This window comes from Micromonospora gifhornensis, from assembly GCF_016863515.1.
Classification (GTDB): domain Bacteria; phylum Actinomycetota; class Actinomycetes; order Mycobacteriales; family Micromonosporaceae; genus Micromonospora; species Micromonospora gifhornensis.
The window spans coordinates 42,312-58,131 of the sequence record NZ_BOPA01000012.1 but is presented as its reverse complement, the minus strand read 5'-3'; the positions used below and the strand labels follow the sequence as shown (position 1 = coordinate 58,131).

The 15,820-nt window shown below is 70.2% G+C and carries 12 protein-coding genes and 2 pseudogenes; 10 read left to right on the top strand and 4 right to left on the bottom strand.

What is annotated here, in order from left to right:
• Positions 1–105: 105 nt before the first annotated feature.
• Positions 106–435, bottom strand: a pseudogene (locus Vgi01_RS07500) (PspC domain-containing protein); the annotation flags it as partial.
• 144 nt (positions 436–579) lie between these two features.
• Here Vgi01_RS07500 and Vgi01_RS07495 point away from each other — a divergent pair.
• From Vgi01_RS07495 to Vgi01_RS07485, 3 genes are all read left to right on the top strand, one after another.
• Entirely contained in the window at positions 580–1,527 is a 948-nt protein-coding gene (locus Vgi01_RS07495) for an NUDIX hydrolase (RefSeq protein ID WP_043721911.1), read from the top strand.
• A gap of 112 nt (positions 1,528–1,639) precedes the next feature.
• Positions 1,640–2,563, top strand: a complete 924-nt coding sequence (locus Vgi01_RS07490; RefSeq protein ID WP_233196944.1) for an NUDIX hydrolase — start codon at positions 1,640–1,642, stop codon at positions 2,561–2,563.
• Positions 2,564–2,934: 371 nt separating this feature from the next.
• A complete protein-coding gene (locus tag Vgi01_RS07485; RefSeq protein ID WP_204290566.1) occupies positions 2,935–3,861 on the top strand; it encodes a CDP-alcohol phosphatidyltransferase family protein in 927 nt (308 codons plus the stop codon).
• A 61-nt stretch (positions 3,862–3,922) separates the two neighbouring features.
• Here the strand turns inward: Vgi01_RS07485 and Vgi01_RS07480 are convergent, their stop codons facing one another.
• The 3 genes and pseudogenes from Vgi01_RS07480 to Vgi01_RS07470 all read right to left on the bottom strand — a co-directional run bounded on the left by Vgi01_RS07480 (position 3,923) and on the right by Vgi01_RS07470 (position 7,456).
• On the bottom strand, positions 3,923–5,170 hold the full coding sequence (locus tag Vgi01_RS07480) for a phosphatidylserine decarboxylase (RefSeq protein ID WP_204290542.1): 1,248 nt from the start codon (positions 5,168–5,170) through the stop codon (positions 3,923–3,925).
• Between the two features lie 298 nt (positions 5,171–5,468).
• Positions 5,469–5,741 (bottom strand): annotated as a pseudogene (locus Vgi01_RS30515) (hypothetical protein); the annotation flags it as partial.
• On the bottom strand, positions 5,738–7,456 hold the full coding sequence (locus Vgi01_RS07470) for a PspC domain-containing protein (protein ID WP_204290540.1): 1,719 nt from the start codon (positions 7,454–7,456) through the stop codon (positions 5,738–5,740). The pseudogene Vgi01_RS30515 and the gene Vgi01_RS07470, both read right to left, overlap by 4 nt.
• A 193-nt stretch (positions 7,457–7,649) precedes the next feature.
• Here Vgi01_RS07470 and Vgi01_RS07465 point away from each other — a divergent pair, with 193 nt between their 5' ends.
• The 7 genes from Vgi01_RS07465 (at position 7,650) to Vgi01_RS07435 (ending at position 15,796) form a co-directional block, all read left to right on the top strand.
• Positions 7,650–8,888: a PspC domain-containing protein gene (locus Vgi01_RS07465; protein WP_373306898.1), complete on the top strand. Its 1,239-nt coding sequence runs from the start codon at positions 7,650–7,652 to the stop codon at positions 8,886–8,888.
• Complete coding sequence (locus Vgi01_RS07460; protein WP_204290565.1) at positions 8,888–9,574, top strand: response regulator; 687 nt, start codon at positions 8,888–8,890, stop codon at positions 9,572–9,574. Before Vgi01_RS07465 ends, Vgi01_RS07460 begins: the two co-directional genes overlap by 1 nt.
• A 362-nt stretch (positions 9,575–9,936) precedes the next feature.
• Positions 9,937–11,568: a peptide ABC transporter substrate-binding protein gene (locus Vgi01_RS07455; RefSeq protein ID WP_102659610.1), complete on the top strand. Its 1,632-nt coding sequence runs from the start codon at positions 9,937–9,939 to the stop codon at positions 11,566–11,568.
• Between the two features lie 106 nt (positions 11,569–11,674).
• Positions 11,675–12,736, top strand: coding sequence for an ABC transporter permease (locus tag Vgi01_RS07450; protein ID WP_102659609.1), 1,062 nt, complete (start codon positions 11,675–11,677; stop codon positions 12,734–12,736).
• A 71-nt stretch (positions 12,737–12,807) separates the two neighbouring features.
• On the top strand, positions 12,808–13,752 hold the full coding sequence (locus tag Vgi01_RS07445; protein ID WP_102659608.1) for an ABC transporter permease: 945 nt from the start codon (positions 12,808–12,810) through the stop codon (positions 13,750–13,752).
• Positions 13,753–13,755: 3 nt separating this feature from the next.
• Positions 13,756–14,793, top strand: coding sequence for an ABC transporter ATP-binding protein (locus Vgi01_RS07440; protein ID WP_204290539.1), 1,038 nt, complete (start codon positions 13,756–13,758; stop codon positions 14,791–14,793).
• Positions 14,786–15,796 (top strand): ABC transporter ATP-binding protein, encoded by a 1,011-nt coding sequence (locus tag Vgi01_RS07435; RefSeq protein ID WP_102659606.1) that lies wholly within the window; start codon positions 14,786–14,788, stop codon positions 15,794–15,796. Before Vgi01_RS07440 ends, Vgi01_RS07435 begins: the two co-directional genes overlap by 8 nt.
• Positions 15,797–15,820: the final 24 nt, after the last annotated feature.

The window sequence follows — 15,820 nt, the reverse complement described above, 5'->3', positions numbered from 1 at the left end:
CGGCAGGTGCTGCGCCACAGGCGGCACCGGCCCGTGCTGCGTGGCGGCCGGCACCGGGCCGTGCTGTGCGGCGGGCGGAACTGGCCCGTACTGCGTGGTCGGTGTGCCGGGTGGGGGGTAGGGCCATCCCGGGTGCGGGGCGGGTCCTGCCGGTCCGGCGTGCGGCGGACCGCCGGCCGGGCCCTGCGGCGGTACGCCCGTCGGGTGCGGCCAGGCCGGCGCGCTGGCCGGCTCCGCGGGCATCAGGAACCACATGATCGGGTACGCCAGTGCGGCGATCCCGCCGGTGAGCAGGGTGCCGACCGCGAAGACGACCCGGACCAGGGTCGGGTCGACGCCGAGGTAGCGGCCGACGCCGCTGGCCACCCCGGCGACCATCCGGTCGGTGGTCGGGCGGCGCAGTTGCTTGTACGGGGCGTGGGGTGTGGAAGTCATGTCTCCACGGTCCGCGTCTCGGGGCGCATCGACCTCGGTGACCGCCCGGATCAATACCCTGACTCGCGCCTCAGGGGTAAGTAGGAAGTCAGGAATCCGACTCTTTTCCGCGCCGTTAACGGGTCGCGGGGAGAATTTGGCTCCGTGACCACCATGCTGGAGCCGCTCCGCAGGATCGCGGCATACGCAGTCTGTACTGATTCGGTAGACCGAGTGTTGCTGGTTCGCGCATCGGAGCGCTCCGGCACCCCCGGTACGTGGTCTCTGCCCGGTGGGGCGGTCGACCACGGTGAGGACCCTCAGCACACCGTCGTCCGGGAGACCGCCGCCGAGACCGGGCTGTCGGTCTCCGTCGCGAGCCTTCAGGACGTCCTTGCCGACATGCGGGCGCTGCCCGAGCGCGGCATCACCATCCACACCGACCGGCTGGTCTACCAGGTCTCGGTCCGGGGTGGCTCGCTTACCGACCGGGTCGACCGGCCGACCGACCTGGCCCGCTGGTTCACCCGCGAGGAGGCCCGGCAACTGCCCCTGCGCTCGTTCACCGCGCGGGCCCTCGGGCTGCCCACTTCCTCGGCCGACATCGTGCCCGACGAGCCGCCGGAGTTCCCCTCCTTCTACGCGGTACCCGGTCCCGACGGCCTGCACCGGGCGCAGCGTTTCGCCGCGTACGCCGTGGTCACCGATCCGGACGGCCGGGTGCTGCTGACCCGGGTCTCCGACGGTTACCCGGGTGCCGGCTGCTGGCATCTGCCGGGCGGCGGCACCGACTACGGCGAGCAGCCGGGTGCCGCGTTGATCCGGGAACTGGTCGAGGAGACCGGGCAGACCGGGCGGCTGATCGGGCTGCTCGGTGTCGCCAGCCACCGGGACGCGGCCTCCCTGGGCCCGGAGGGTTACCCGATCGACTGGCACGGCGTACGTGCCTTCTACCGGGTGGTGGTCGACAAGCCGGCCCCGCCCACGGTCGCCGACGTCGGCGGCTCCACCTGTGAGGCCCGCTGGTTCGCCCGCGAGGAACTCGGTGCCCTGCCGACCGACCGCCTCACCGAGGTGACCGCCGAGGCCGTCCAGGCCGCCCGCCTCACCTGACCACCGCACACTCCGCGCCCGGCCGCGCGATCATGAAGTTATTGTCGGGGCACGCCCCCGACAGGTGGCGACAACTTCGTGATCGACGGCGGCCGGGCGGCCGGAGACGGTCGTGCAGGCGGGGGTCGGTGTGGAGCAGGTACGGCGGGTGGGGGCGTACGGCGTGCTGCGGGACCCCGACGGGCGGGTGCTGCTCGTGCGGGGGTCCGACCGGGCCGACTTTCCCGGCGTCTGGTCGCTGCCGGGCGGCGGCCTGGAGCATGCCGAGCATCCGGCGCGGGCGGTGCTGCGTGAGGTCGCCGAGGAGACCGGGCTCGCCGTCGAGGTGACCGGGCTGCGGGCGGTGGTCGCCGATGTGACGCCCTACCCCGACCTGGGGGTCGCCCTGCACACCGATCGGGTGCTGTTCGACGTGACGGCCGTGGGTGGCACGCTGCGCGGCGAGCGGGACGGCACCACCGATCTGGCGCGCTGGCTGCCGCCGGACGAGGTGGCCGGGTTGCCGCTGCTGCCGTTCACCGCCGAGGCGCTGGGCCTGCCGGTCGTGCCGCTGCCCTCCGGCGCGCTGCGTCGGCGGGAGCCGTTCGCCGCACCGGTTGCGGCTCGGCGGCAGCGCTTCGGGGCGTACGGGTTGGTGTCCGACCCGGCCGGGCGCGTGCTCCTGGCGTTGATCGCGGACGGTTACCCGGGCGCCGGGCAGTGGCATCTGCCCGGCGGCGGTACGGACCACGGTGAGCAGCCGGTCACCGCACTGCTACGCGAACTGGTCGAGGAATCCGGCCAACTGGGTCGGGTGACCGAACTCATCGGGGTGGACAACCTGCATAATCCGGCCGCGCTCGGGCCGGAGGGCTACCCCATCGACTGGCACGGCATCCGCGTCGTCTACCGGGTGCTGGTCGACCGCCCGACCGAGCCGGCAGTGACCGAGATGGCTGGCGGCTCCACCGCCCGTTCGGCCTGGTTCACCCCGGCCGAGCTGCGCGAACTTCCGTTGACGGAGATCGCCGCCGAGGCTGTCGCGACCGTCGGGTGAGCCGGACGGCCGACCGGGCCTCACCGGTCGCCCGGCGGCCCCGGAAGGCGATCTCCGGTACAGTCGGGAGAAGGGTCGAGGGAGGAAAACGGGCGATGAGGCCCCAGATGGGAATAACCGTGCGGTTCGCGTGGTTAGGGGAGATATAAGTACCGCCGGCAGCTATCGCCAATCCCCACTCGCCTATGCGATGGTGTACTCCGCAAAATGGGCTGCCGGGCCCGAACGGTCCGGCAACGAGACAGCCGGACACCCGCCCCGCACGGGCGGCCAGCTGATCCGGTGATGGAGGAAGCGTGCCGAGAGCCCCCTGGCGCCGGCGTCGTACGACTGACAGCCCGCGTCCCGCAGGGCGAAGCTGGACGGGCCCGCTGCGCCGCAGCGGCAGCCTGGCCCGTCAGGTCCTGCTGGTCCGCGTCGGCCGCCGCGATGGCGAGCTGCACGGCGCGACCGATGCCCTGCCCGAGCCCCGGTATTCGGATCGTCCCCGCCGTCGCTACGGCCTGCAGCGGTTCCACCGGACCCGGATCGAGACGATCGCTCCTGCGGCGATCGGGCCGGCTCCCCGTGTCGAAACCCCGGTGACGGACGACGCCACGGTCAGCGCCGCACCGCTGCTGCCCGGCGAGCGGACAATCGCCCGTCGGGTGAAGTTCGCCCTGGTCAACGCCTGCACCCTGGCCAGCCTGGTGCTCGGCATCAACGCGATCTTCATCGCCATGAACGGCGATGTACGGGTCGCCGCCCTGCTCCTCATCGCCTGTGTCGCCTTCGACGGACTGGACGGCGCGCTGGCCCGCAAGCTCGGCGTCTCCAGCCCGTTCGGCGCCCAGATGGACTCGCTGGCCGACATGTGCTCCTTCGGCCTCGCCGCGCCCGTGGTGGTCTACGCCTCGCTCGCCGGTGAGGTGCCGACGGCTGCCGCCGGAGTGGCCGCCGCGCTCGTCGCCGCCTGCGCCGCGATCCGGCTCGCCCGGTTCAACGTCTCGCCCCAGGACGGCCGCTTCTTCAGCGGCGTACCCACCACGATGGCGGCGGCCGTGCTCGCCCTGATGGTGGTGATCGGTCTGCCGGTGCCGGGCGCGGTGCAGATCGCCGGGGTGTCGCTGCTCGCCTTCACCATGGTCAGCAGCTTCCCGTACGCCAAGCTCGCCCGGTTGGTCAAGCTGCCGCCGTGGCTCTGGCTCGCTCCGGTGATCGGCGCGCTGATCGACGTGCGGCTCACCTTCGGCCTGATCGTGGTGGGCTACCTGATCAGCGGGCCGCTGCTCTGGCTGCACCAGCGTCGCACCATCTGATCTCCGTACCGACGAAAGGGCGCCGCGGTCGACCGCGGCGCCCTTTGTCGTTCGCTTCCGATCAGCGCCAGCGGGCGATGACGGTCGACCCGCCGACCACCTTGTCGCCCGGCCCGACCAGCGGGTCCGCGGCCTCGACGGGCAGGTAGACGTCGGTACGCGAGCCGAACCGGATCAGCCCGAACCGCTCGCCGCGTGCCAGCAGGGTGCCGATCGGCGCCCGCTGCACGATCCGCCGGGCGATCAGGCCGGTCCGCTGCGCCACCACCACCGTGCCGTGCGTGGTGTCCAGCACCGTGTACGCGGCCACGTTGTGCTCCGCGTCCGGCTTCATCGCGTTGACGAAGCCGCCGTCGGCGACGAAGTAGTCGACCACCTTGCCGGCCACCGGGGAACGGTTGACGTGCACGTCGAGCACCGACAGGAAGACCGCGATCCGCAGGAACTCGCCGTCGCCGAAGCGCTCGTCGTGCAGCCGCTGGACCGACAGGACCTTGCCGTCGGCAGCGGCGACCACCGCCGACGGGTCCTCCGGCACATCCCGCTCGGGGTCCCGGAAGAAGGCGGCCACCGGCGCGGCGGCCAGCGCGGGCACCAGCCACAGCTTGGACTTCGGCCGGGCCAGCCGGGTCAGCGCGGCCAACCCGACGGCGATGCCGGCGGCGGCCACGCCGTTGGAGTCGATGTGCATGCCGCGGGTCACCGGCACGCTCGACGGCCGGTAGGCCGGGGCGAGGCGCTCCGCCGCCGCCGCGTCCGTCGGGGTGAAACGGAGCCGGAACACGCGTACCGGCTCCGGGTTTCGCAGCACCAGGTCGACACCGACACCGTGCAGCGCGCCCTGGCGCTCCAACTCTGCGGCGGCACCGGCGGTTCGGCCGACGGCGGTGGCCACACTCAACACCGCGCCGTCGGCCAGGTACTTGGTAAGCGTCTCGACGGTCGCGCGCGCCTCCTCGGCGGTGCCGGCCAGCGCCTCACCGGCCACGACCACCGCGGCCGGCTCGGCTTCGGCGAGGCTGTCCACCACGCGGACCCGATCGGCGACCCAGCGTCCCTGGGCGCTGACGTGCTCACGCAGGGCCGTGGGGCTGACCGACTCGGCCGGCACCACGGTGAGGGTGTCGCCAGGCAGCAGCGCTTCGATGGCCGCGGCCATCACCGCGGACTCCGGTGCCGCGCCGACCAGCAGCGCGGCCTTGGGGTCGTTGATCCGGGCGAGCTCGGCGACGAGGGTGCGGGCGGCACGCTCGCCGAGGCGGACCGGGCCGGACCGGCCGGCGGCACGCACGCCGGGGAACTGGGTCATCTGCAACGGGCTCCTGACGGGATAGAGGCGACTGACGCGAGATCACCGCTCGGCGGCGAGGTCGGCCCGGCCGCGAGCGGCCCGCGCGGACCGGCTGACCCGCGCGGGATGCCCCGCGACGTGGGCCGGCCGGCGATGGCGGGAGCACACCGGCCAGCATAGGCGGCCCACCGCCGCTGTCGCATGGTCAGGCAGCCGGGCCTCGCCGCCGCGGCAGGTCCGCGTCGTCGGCCAGATCGAGCGTACGGTCGTCATCGGTGCTCCGGTCCACATCGGTACCCGTACCCGAGCCCTCGTGTCGCTGGGCGTCCGTCGCCTCGGGCCCGTCGGTACCGGCCGCGCCCGAGTCTTCGGTGCCCGGACCGGGCTGCTCCGGCTGGTTGGCCTGCTTGCTGGAACGCAGCGCGCCGACGAGGCCGAGGAGACCGATCAGGATCAGCCCGCCGGCGAGGAACCAGCCCACCGGTGGCAGCACGAGGCCGACCACCTGGGCGAGCAGCCACCACGCGGCGAGCGCGACGAAGAGCAGCCCGAAGGCGAACGACACCAGGTCGGTGCGGTGTGCCCTCATCGGGTCACCTCCATCTTTCCGGCGTTCACGTGCAGGTTCAGGCGTAGCTTTCCGCCGCCCGGCCCGTCCGGACCGAGATCGACGATCTCCCTGCGGTGGTTGTCCCGACCCCAGCCGCGCTGCTCACCGAAGATGTCCGCGTCACCGGCGGTGACCTGGGTCACGGTCGTCACGTCCACGTTCGGGGGCACAAGCACGGTGGCTTCACCGAAGTTGATGACGACGGTGACCTCGGTGTCCAGCTGGCTGAAGTCGATCGCGCGCAGGTCGAGCACCGCGTCGTCGAAGCTCTGCTCGTACCGCAGCGCCAGTTCGCGGTGGTTGGTCGGGGCCCAGACGACCGCGCCGTCGATGCCACCGAGCCGGTTGTACGACTCGGCGACGGTCGCCACCGCGAGCGCCGCGGCGGTGACCAGGCCGAGCGCGATCAGCCAGCGGGCCCGACCGAACCAGGTACCCACCAGCAGGCCGAGACCGATCACGGCGAGCGCCGCCGCGAAGTAGGCCGAGGCGCCGATCCGGAAGACGTTCAGCAGGTCGAGCACGACCACCAGACCCAGCGCGACGAAGATCAGCGAGAACGTCACCGCGCCCAGGGCGGACCGCTCGCGTGGCTTCTTCGGCGGTTTGGGCGGCGCCTGCGGCGGTGGCGGTGCCATGGTCCGCCCGGCGTACGGGCCGTGCGGGGCGAACGGGGGACGGTACGTCGGCGGTAGCGGCGCGGGGGGCGGCGGACCCAGCGGTGCGCTCTGCGTGCTCGTCGTCGGCCAGGGCGGCGTGGGGGAGGGAGGCATGTTCGGTTCTCTCGGCGCTGCGGTGGAGGGCGTACCGGGCGGGGGGACCGGGCTGTAGGGCGGGACGTACGGCGGGATGTGGGTCCTGGTCTGGGTGCTGGCGGCGTACGCCGGTGAGTACACGCTGGGGGCGGGATAGCTGACCGGCGGGACCGGTGCACTCGGCGGTGTGGTCATCGGCGTCGGCTCGGGCTGCGGCTGGTGTTGCTGGCGGTTGAGCAGCAACGCCCCGCCGACCAGGATGGCCGCGCCGAGCAGCACCGCGCGGAACGCGTCGGTGACGATGTAGCCGAAGGCCACCGCGACCAGGATGCTGAGCACGATCACGGTGACCGGGGACATGCTGGACCTGCCCCGGCCCAGCATCGACTCGACCGGCGAGGCCGTGTCGCCCTCTCCCGGGATGATCAACCAGCCGATGACGTAGATCAGGATGCCGACGCCACCGAAGAAGCCGAGCACCGCGAGCAGCACCCGCCAGAGCACCGGATCGGTGTTGGTGGCCCGGCCGATGGCGGCGCAGACGCCGGCCAGGTAGCGACCGTCGCGAGGACGGACGAGCCCGTACCGCGAGGTGAACCCCGCACCTCCGTGAGGTCCGCCGGCACCTCCGTACGATCCGCCGGCACCTCCATAGGGTCCCCCGGCACCGCCGGGAGGCGGTGGGGCGCTGGGCGAGCCGCCACCGGGGGGTGGTGCGGTCTGGTCGTACCCGGGAGCGCTTGCCGGCCCGGGCCCGGCGGGCGCTGTGGGGGCGCTGGAGGCGGTCTGCGCGCTGGGCATCGGTGGGGTGCCCGGTGCTGCCGCGCCGTCCCCGGTCGCGCCCGCCGGTGCGGCGGCCGCGCCGGGCGACGCGGTCGGCGGTGTCGTGCCCGCGTCCGTCGGCTCCGGTCGGTTCGGCTGCGCAGCGTCGTCGGTCATGTCTTCGATCCTGCGCGGCCCGATGCCCGAACGACCTCAGGATGCGACCCTGACCCCACCCTGAGATCCTGCGGCCCGCAATCTCCGGGGCGTCCCCGTGGTCGACCGTTCGCCCTGCGTGTGACGATCAACCTGGGCCGCAACCCCAGCGTATCCGGCGCAGGTCCTGCCCAGGGAGTCCGTGATCAGTACCGTGAGTCAGCCACCCCGTCTCTACCGAGACCCGAAGGACCGCATGGCCGCCGGGGTGGCCGCTGGCATCGCCGAGCACCTCGGTGTTCCGGTGGTCCGGGTCCGGGTCGCCTTCATGGTGCTGCTCGGCCTGAGCGGTCTCGGTCTGCTGCTGTACGCCGCCTTCTGGGCCGTCGTCCCGCTGCGTCCCGGTGACACCGCGGCGCCACCGCGTCGGGACGTCACCCAGTTGCTGCCGTTCGTGGCGATCGGGCTGGGCGTACTGCTGATCCAGGTGTTGGTCTTCGACTCGGTCGGGGTGGCCGGCACGGCCGGCTGGCTGGTCGCGATCATCGCGGTCGGCGCCGGAGTGATATGGCACCAGTCCGGGCCGGAGCGGCGGCGTCAGTGGAACGAGTCGATGCCGGTGCCGTGGCTCAGCGCGGTGGTCGAGGAGAGCGACCGGCGGGCCTTCGTGCTCCGCTTCGTCGGTGGTGGGGTGCTGGTCGCGGTCGGCATCATCGGGGTCGCCGCCGTGTACTCCCCGGCCCAGAACCTCGATGCCGTGGTCAACGGGGTCATCTTCGCCCTGGTCGGGCTGGCCGGGGTGGGAGTGGTGGCCGCGCCGGTGCTCTGGCGGACCTGGAACCAGCTCCGGTCGGAGCGGGAGGGCCGCATCCGCGAGCAGGAGCGGGCCGAGCTGGCGGCCATGGTGCACGACCAGGTGCTGCACACCCTGGCGTTGATCCAGCGCAACGCTAGTGACGTCAAGATGGTGCAGCGGCTCGCCCGGGGCCAGGAGCGCTCGTTGCGCAACTGGCTCTACAAGCCCACCGCGTCGCCGACGGAACGCTTCGCGGCGGCGTTGGAGCAGGCGGCGGCCGAGGTCGAGGACACCTTCGCGATCACGGTCGAGGCGGTGGTGGTCGGCGACCGGGAGACCGACGAACGGGTGGGCGCGCTGGTCGCCGCCGCCCGCGAGGCGCTGGTGAACGCCGCTCGGCACGCCGGGGTGCAGACCGTCTCGCTGTACGCCGAGGTCGAACCCGAACAGGTCAGTGTCTTCGTACGGGATCGGGGTGCCGGGTTCGACCCGGATACCGTGGAGGATCACCGGCACGGGGTCCGAGGCTCGATCATCGGACGGATGAAGCGGCACGGCGGCCGGGCGGAGATCCGCTCCCGGCCGGGGGAGGGGACCGAGGTCCGGTTGATCTTGCCGATCGCCCGGGACTCGGCCACTGCGGAGAGGGACAGATGATGGCTGAGCAGTCGACGCGACCGGTGGAGCCGAACGACGCCGGAGCAGAGCGGTTGCGGGTGTTTCTGGTCGACGACCACGCCATGTTCCGGGCCGGTGTCCGCGCTGAGCTGGGGGCACACGTCGAGGTGGTCGGCGAGGCGAGCACGGTGGCCGAGGCGGTCAGCCGGATCGCCGCCACCGAACCCGACGTCGTCCTGCTCGACGTACACATGCCGGACGGTGGCGGTCGGGCGGTGCTGGAGGCGATGCGGCGCAGCCACCCGCAGGTGCGTTTCCTGGCGCTCAGCGTCTCCGACGCCGCAGAGGACGTGATCGGGCTGATCCGGGCCGGTGCCCGGGGCTACGTGACCAAGACGATCTCCCCGGACGAGCTGGCCGCGGCGATCCGCCGGGTGGCCGACGGGGACGCGGTGTTCAGTCCACGGCTGGCCGGCTTCGTGCTGGACGCCTTCGCCGCCCGCCCGGACGCCCCGGTCGCGGATCCCGAGCTGGACCAGCTGACCAACCGCGAACGCGAGGTGCTGCGGCTGCTGGCCCGTGGGTACGCGTACAAGGAGATCGCCCGGGAGCTGTACATCTCGATCAAGACGGTGGAGACGCACGTCTCGAACGTGTTGCGCAAGCTCCAGATGTCCAACCGGTACGAGCTGTCCCGGTGGGCCGCGGACCGGCGACTCGTCTGACCGATCGGCGGGGTCGACGGGCCGGTCACCCGGCCCGTCTGCGCGCCGTGACGTCTGGTTGCGGCCTCCTACTTTCGGGTAGCCTCCCGCTACAAGTGGCCGGACTCACGTTCTGATTTCCCACCGTCACAGAGATCAATAACGCCCCCCTGCCAATCCCCCATTCGGGCGCGAAAAGCCGTTGACGGGCAGGTCATACCATGCATCTGGGGTGAAACGAATTCGCCTCCAGGCGGATGTCGGCACCGTCCCGGGCGGGTATCGGCTTGATAACACGCCTTCCGGCTTGGGCGCATTTGGTGTCACAGTGGCAGGCACCTCACAACCCCCTCGTGAGCCGAGCGCCCTGAGGAGGCACTCCCATGCGCGGGAAATTCCTGAAGGTGGCGGTCGCGGCGACCGCCACCGCCATGTTGGCCACTGCCTGCGGCGGCAGTAGCGACAACGACAATGACGACGCCGGCTCGACCGGCGGCACGTTGCGCGTCTACAACGCGGAGCCGGCGTTCCTGACGCCCTCCGGTGGTGACGACGAGCCGTCGCTGTACGTGATCCGTTCGCTCTTCCGTGGTCTGGTGAAGTACAACGCCCAGACCTCCGCGGTCGAGATGGACCTGGCCGAGTCGGTCGAGTCGGACGACCAGAAGCTCTGGACCATCAAGATCAAGAGCGGCTACACCTTCGACAACGGCGAGCCCGTCAACGCTGACGCCTTCATCCGTTCCTGGAACTTCGCGGCCTACAGCCCGAACACCCAGAACAACGGTTACTTCATGAAGCGGATCGCCGGCATCAAGGACGTCCAGTCCACCGACCCGGACGGCGACGGCCCGCAGAAGGCCCCGGAGCCGAAGGCCAAGGAGCTCTCCGGCCTCAAGAAGGTCGACGACCTGACCTTCACCGTCGAGCTGGAGGCTCCGTTCTCCGGCTTCCCGACCACCATCGGCTACCCGGGCTTCTTCCCGATGGCCGAGGCGTGCATCGCCGACATCGCGGCCTGCAACGAGAAGCCGATCGGTAACGGCCCGTACAAGATGGACGGCAGCTGGCAGCACAACGTTGCGATCAACGTGGTTCGCAGCGACACCTGGAAGGGTGAGCCCGGCAAGCCGGACCGTATCGAGTACAAGATCTTCGCCGACGTCGACGCCGGTTACGCCGCCTTCCAGGCCGGCGAGCTGGACGTGATGTACACCGTGCCGCCGGCCCGCTACAAGGAGGCCAAGGCCACCTACGGCGACCGCATGTACGAGCAGCCGGGTGACAGCTTCACCTACGTCGGCATGCCGCTGTACCAGGACAACTTCAAGGACAAGCGGATCCGTCAGGCGCTCTCGCTGTCGATCGACCGCCAGTCGATCATCGACGCCGTCTTCGACGGCCGGTTCACCCCGGCCACCGGCTTCGTCGCCCCGACCTTCGAGGGTGCCCGCACCGACGTCTGCAAGTACTGCACCAAGGACGTCGAGAAGGCCAAGCAGCTGCTCGCCGAGGCTGGCGGCTGGCCGGCCGGTGAGAAGCTGGTCCTGTGGGCCAACGCCGGCGCCGGTCACGAGGGGTGGCTGCAGGCCGTCGGTGACCAGATCAAGGACGCCCTGGGTATCGACTACGAGCTGAAGGTCAACCTGCAGTTCGCCGAGTACCTCGAGACCGCGGACCAGAAGAAGTTCACCGGTGGATTCCGGCTCGGCTGGGGCCCGGACTACCCGTTCATGGAGACCTTCCTCTACCCGCTCTACGGCACGGGTTCGGGCAGCAACAACTCGACCTACAGCAACCCCGCGTTCGACGCCGCGATGAAGGAGGGTGACTCGGCCGACTCGATCCAGGCCGCGATCCCGTCCTACCAGAAGGCGGAGGACCTGATCGGTGAGGACCTGCCGGTCATCCCGATGTGGTTCAACAAGGTTGGTGCCATCTACAGCGAGAACGTCGACCAGTTCGTCTGGAACGCCGTTTCCGACGCGGACTACGCAGCGACCTCTCTGAAGTAGAAGTGAGCTTCAGGCTCCTGACCCAGCCGTAATACGACGTGGCGGTAACGGTCACCTCACCAGGGTGATCGTTGCCGCCACGTCAGCGCCGAGAGGAGACCCCGAGATGGGGCGCTACGTCATTCGACGGTTGCTCCAGTTCATCCCCACCGTGCTGGGCACCATGTTCCTGCTTCACTACATCACCTCGCTGGCCATCCAGTTCAGCGGGAACCCGGTCCGGGCCATGTTCGGCGACCGGACCCCCTCCCCCGCCCAGTTGCAGGCGCTCACCGAGCGGCTCGGTTACGGTGACCCATGCCTGAGTCGCAAGGGTGATCCCTGCCTCTGGCGCGTAGCGGCGGACGGCAACGGCTGGCTGGGCACCAGCTTGGAGCCGGGTCTCTTCTTCGACCGCCTGGGCAACATCTTCTTCCGCTTCGACTTCGGCATCAACCTGCGTCAGCGTGAGGTCACGGACCTGGTGGCCGACGCCATCCCGTTCACTCTCAAGCTGCTGGTGATCGCGATCATCTTCGAGGCGGTCGTGGGTATCGCCGCTGGTGTGCTGGCCGGTCTGCGCGGCGGCAGCTTCCTCGACTACATGGTCAAGATCAGCACGGTCTTCATCATCTCGGTGCCGATCTTCGTGCTCGGCGTGGTGGTGCGGGAATTCGTCGGGGTCAAGTTCGGCAACGTCCTACGGGGCCAGGACTGGGTTCCCGATCTGATCTCTGCGGGTATCTTCACGCCCGGCTTCAAGGCCGACTATCCGTTCGCCAGCCTGATCATTCCCGGCATGGTGCTCGGCGCGGTGTCGCTGGCCACCACGGCCCGGCTCACCCGCACCAGCATCATGGAGAACATCCGGGCCGACTACGTCCGGACCGCCAAGGCCAAGGGCCTGACGAACAAGCGGGTCATCGGCGTGCACACGCTGCGCAACTCGCTGATCCCGGTGATCACCTTCCTCGGCGTCGACATCGGTGCGGCGATGGCGGGTGCGGTGGTCACCGAAACGATCTTCAACGTTCCCGGCATCGGTCGACTGGTGACGTTCTCCGCCCGGAGCGGCGAATCATCAGTCGTGGTCGGTGTGGTGACCATGCTGGTGCTTGTCGTTCTGATCGCCAACCTGCTGGTCGACCTGCTGTACGCCGTGCTCGACCCGAGGATCCGCTATGAGTGACCGAACCGTGGTGACGATGCGGAACGCGGGGCATCCGACCGACTCCGGCTGGAGCGAAACGAGGTGTGGACATGAGTGACCTGACGAGTGCGGGTGCGGCCGTCGGTGGCGCGCCGGTCGGGGGTGACGGCCCGACGACGGAGGCCACGACCGGCGGCGATGGCAAGGAGCGCAGCGCAAGCCTGTGGGCGGACGCCCGACGGCAGTTGGTCCGCGACCCGGTCTTCGTGATCGCTGCCCTCTACATTCTCGTGGTCGGCTCGATGGCAGCCTTCCCGAAGCTCTGGACCAGCCAGGACCCGCGTGCATGCAGCACCGACCGGTCCCGCATCGGGCCGAGCTGGGAGCACCCCTTCGGGTTCGACCTCCTCGGTTGCGACTACTACGCGCACGCCATCTACGGCGCCCGGCCGTCGATGGTGATCGCGGTGATGGCGACCTCCGCCATCGTGATCGTCGGCGGCCTGCTCGGTCTGCTGGCCGGCTACTACGGTGGCTGGGTCGACACGATCATCTCCCGGGTGATGGACATCTTCTTCTCGCTGCCGTTCCTGCTCGGCGCGATCGTGTTCCTCACCGTGATCAAGCGGCAGAACATCTGGACCATCACGATGGTGCTGTTCCTGCTGGCCTGGCCGACCATCGCCCGGATCATCCGGGGCAGCGTGATCTCCTCGAAGGATCTGGACTACGTGCACGCGGCGAAGGCGGTGGGTGCCCGCAACTCGCGGCTGATGTTCCGGCACGTCCTGCCGAACGCGATCGCCCCGATGCTGGTGTACGCCACCATCGTGCTCGGTTCGTTCGTCGCCGCGGAGGCCACGCTCACCTTCCTCGGTGTCGGGCTCCAGCCGCCGGCCCAGTCGTGGGGCATCATGATCTCGGCCCACCAGGTCTACTTCCTGGAGGATCCGTGGCTGCTGCTCTTCCCCTGCGGCCTGCTGATCGGCACGGTGCTGTCCTTCATCCTCATGGGTGACGCCCTGCGTGACGCCCTCGACCCGAAGTTCCGGTGAGGCATGAGCACTGATGTGAACGTCAAGTTGGACGCGCTGCCGGGCCTGGACCCCAACGCGCTGCCACTGGAGGTCAAGAACCTCCAGGTGGAGTTCCGTACCCGTAACGGCATCGCACACGCGGTCAACGGGGTGAGCTTCGACGTGCGGGCCGGCGAGACCCGGGCGATCCTCGGCGAGTCGGGCTGCGGCAAGAGCGTGACCGCTCAGGCGATCATGGGCATCCTGGACAGCCCGCCCGGGTTCATCACCGGTGGAGAGATCCTCTACCGGGGTGTCGACCTGCTCAAGCTGCCCGAGGCGCAGCGCCGCAAGGTCCGCGCCAACCGGATCGCGATGATCTTCCAGGACGCGCTCTCCGCGCTGAACCCGGTCTTCACCGTCGGGTTCCAGCTCGCCGAGCTGTTCCGCAAGCATCGGGGCATGTCCCGCCAGGACGCCAAGGCCCGCGCCGTCGAGCTGCTCGACCTGGTCAAGATCCCGGCGGCGAAGCAGCGGGTGAACGACTACCCGCACCAGTTCTCCGGCGGCATGCGGCAGCGCGTCATGATCGCGATGGCGCTGGCGCTCGACCCCGAGGTGCTGATCGCCGACGAGCCGACCACCGCGCTGGACGTGACCGTGCAGGCCCAGATCATGGCCCTGCTGGCCGAGCTCCAGCAGGAGCGGAACATGGCCCTGGTGCTGATCACCCACGACATGGGTGTGGTCGCCGACGTGGCGGACCGGATCTCGGTCATGTACGCCGGTCGGGTCATCGAGGAAGCCGGCGTGAACGACATCTACGCCAGCCCGGCCCACCCGTACACAAAGGGTCTGTTGGAGTCGATCCCGCGTCTGGACCTCAAGGGCCAGGAGCTCAGCGCCATCAAGGGCCTGCCCCCGGCGCTCACCAACATCCCGCCGGGGTGCGCCTTCAACCCCCGCTGCCGGTACGCACAGGACGTCTGCCGCCAGAACCCGGGGCCGCCGCTGTATCAGGTGACGCCGAGCCGTACGTCGGCCTGCCACTTCTGGAGGGAGGTCAAGGGCGATGAGTGACTACGTGCTGGAGACCCGTGACCTGGTGAAGCACTTCCCGCTGACCCAGGGGATCGTCTTCAAGAAGCAGATCGGCGCGGTGCGGGCCGTCGACGGCGTCAACCTGCAACTGCGCCGAGGGGAGACCCTCGGTGTCGTCGGCGAGTCCGGCTGCGGCAAGTCGACCCTGGCCCGGATGCTCGTCGGGTTGGAGACGCCGACCTCCGGTGACCTGTTCGTGCAGGGCCGCAACATGGCCAAGGTCGGTGCCGAGGAGCGGCGCCGGGGCCGGCGCAACATCCAGCTGGTGATGCAGGACCCGTACACCTCGCTGAACCCCCGGATGACCGTCGGTGACATCATCGGCGAGCCGTTCGAGGTGCACCCGGACGTGGTGCCCAAGGGGCAGCGGCGGCGCAAGGTGCAGGAGCTGCTGGAGCTGGTCGGTCTCAACCCCGAGCACATCAACAGGTATCCGCACCAGTTCTCCGGCGGTCAGCGGCAGCGCATCGGCATCGCCCGGGCCCTGGCGCTCAACCCGGAGATCATCCTCTGTGACGAGCCGGTGTCGGCGCTGGACGTCTCCATCCAGGCCCAGGTGATCAACCTGCTGGAGAAGCTCCAGAACGAGCTGGGTCTGTCGTACATCTTCATCGCCCACGACCTGTCGGTGGTCCGGCACATCGCCGACCGGGTCGCGGTGATGTACCTCGGCAAGATCGTCGAGATCGGCACCGAGGACGAGATCTACGAGACGCCCACGCATCCGTACACCCAGGCGCTGCTGTCGGCGGTGCCGGTGCCGGACCCGACGCTGCGTGGGCAGCGCGACCAGATCGTGCTGACCGGCGACGTGCCCTCGCCGGCCAACCCGCCGTCGGGTTGCCGGTTCCGCACCCGCTGCTGGAAGGCTCAGGACATCTGCGCCGAGCAGGAGCCGCTGTTGGAGGTTCGCGACAAGTCCGGCCACCCGAGTGCCTGCCACTTCGCCGAGGTACGCGACGTGGTGCACGCGACGGAGTAGCCGCACAGACGCCGTCGCCCCGAC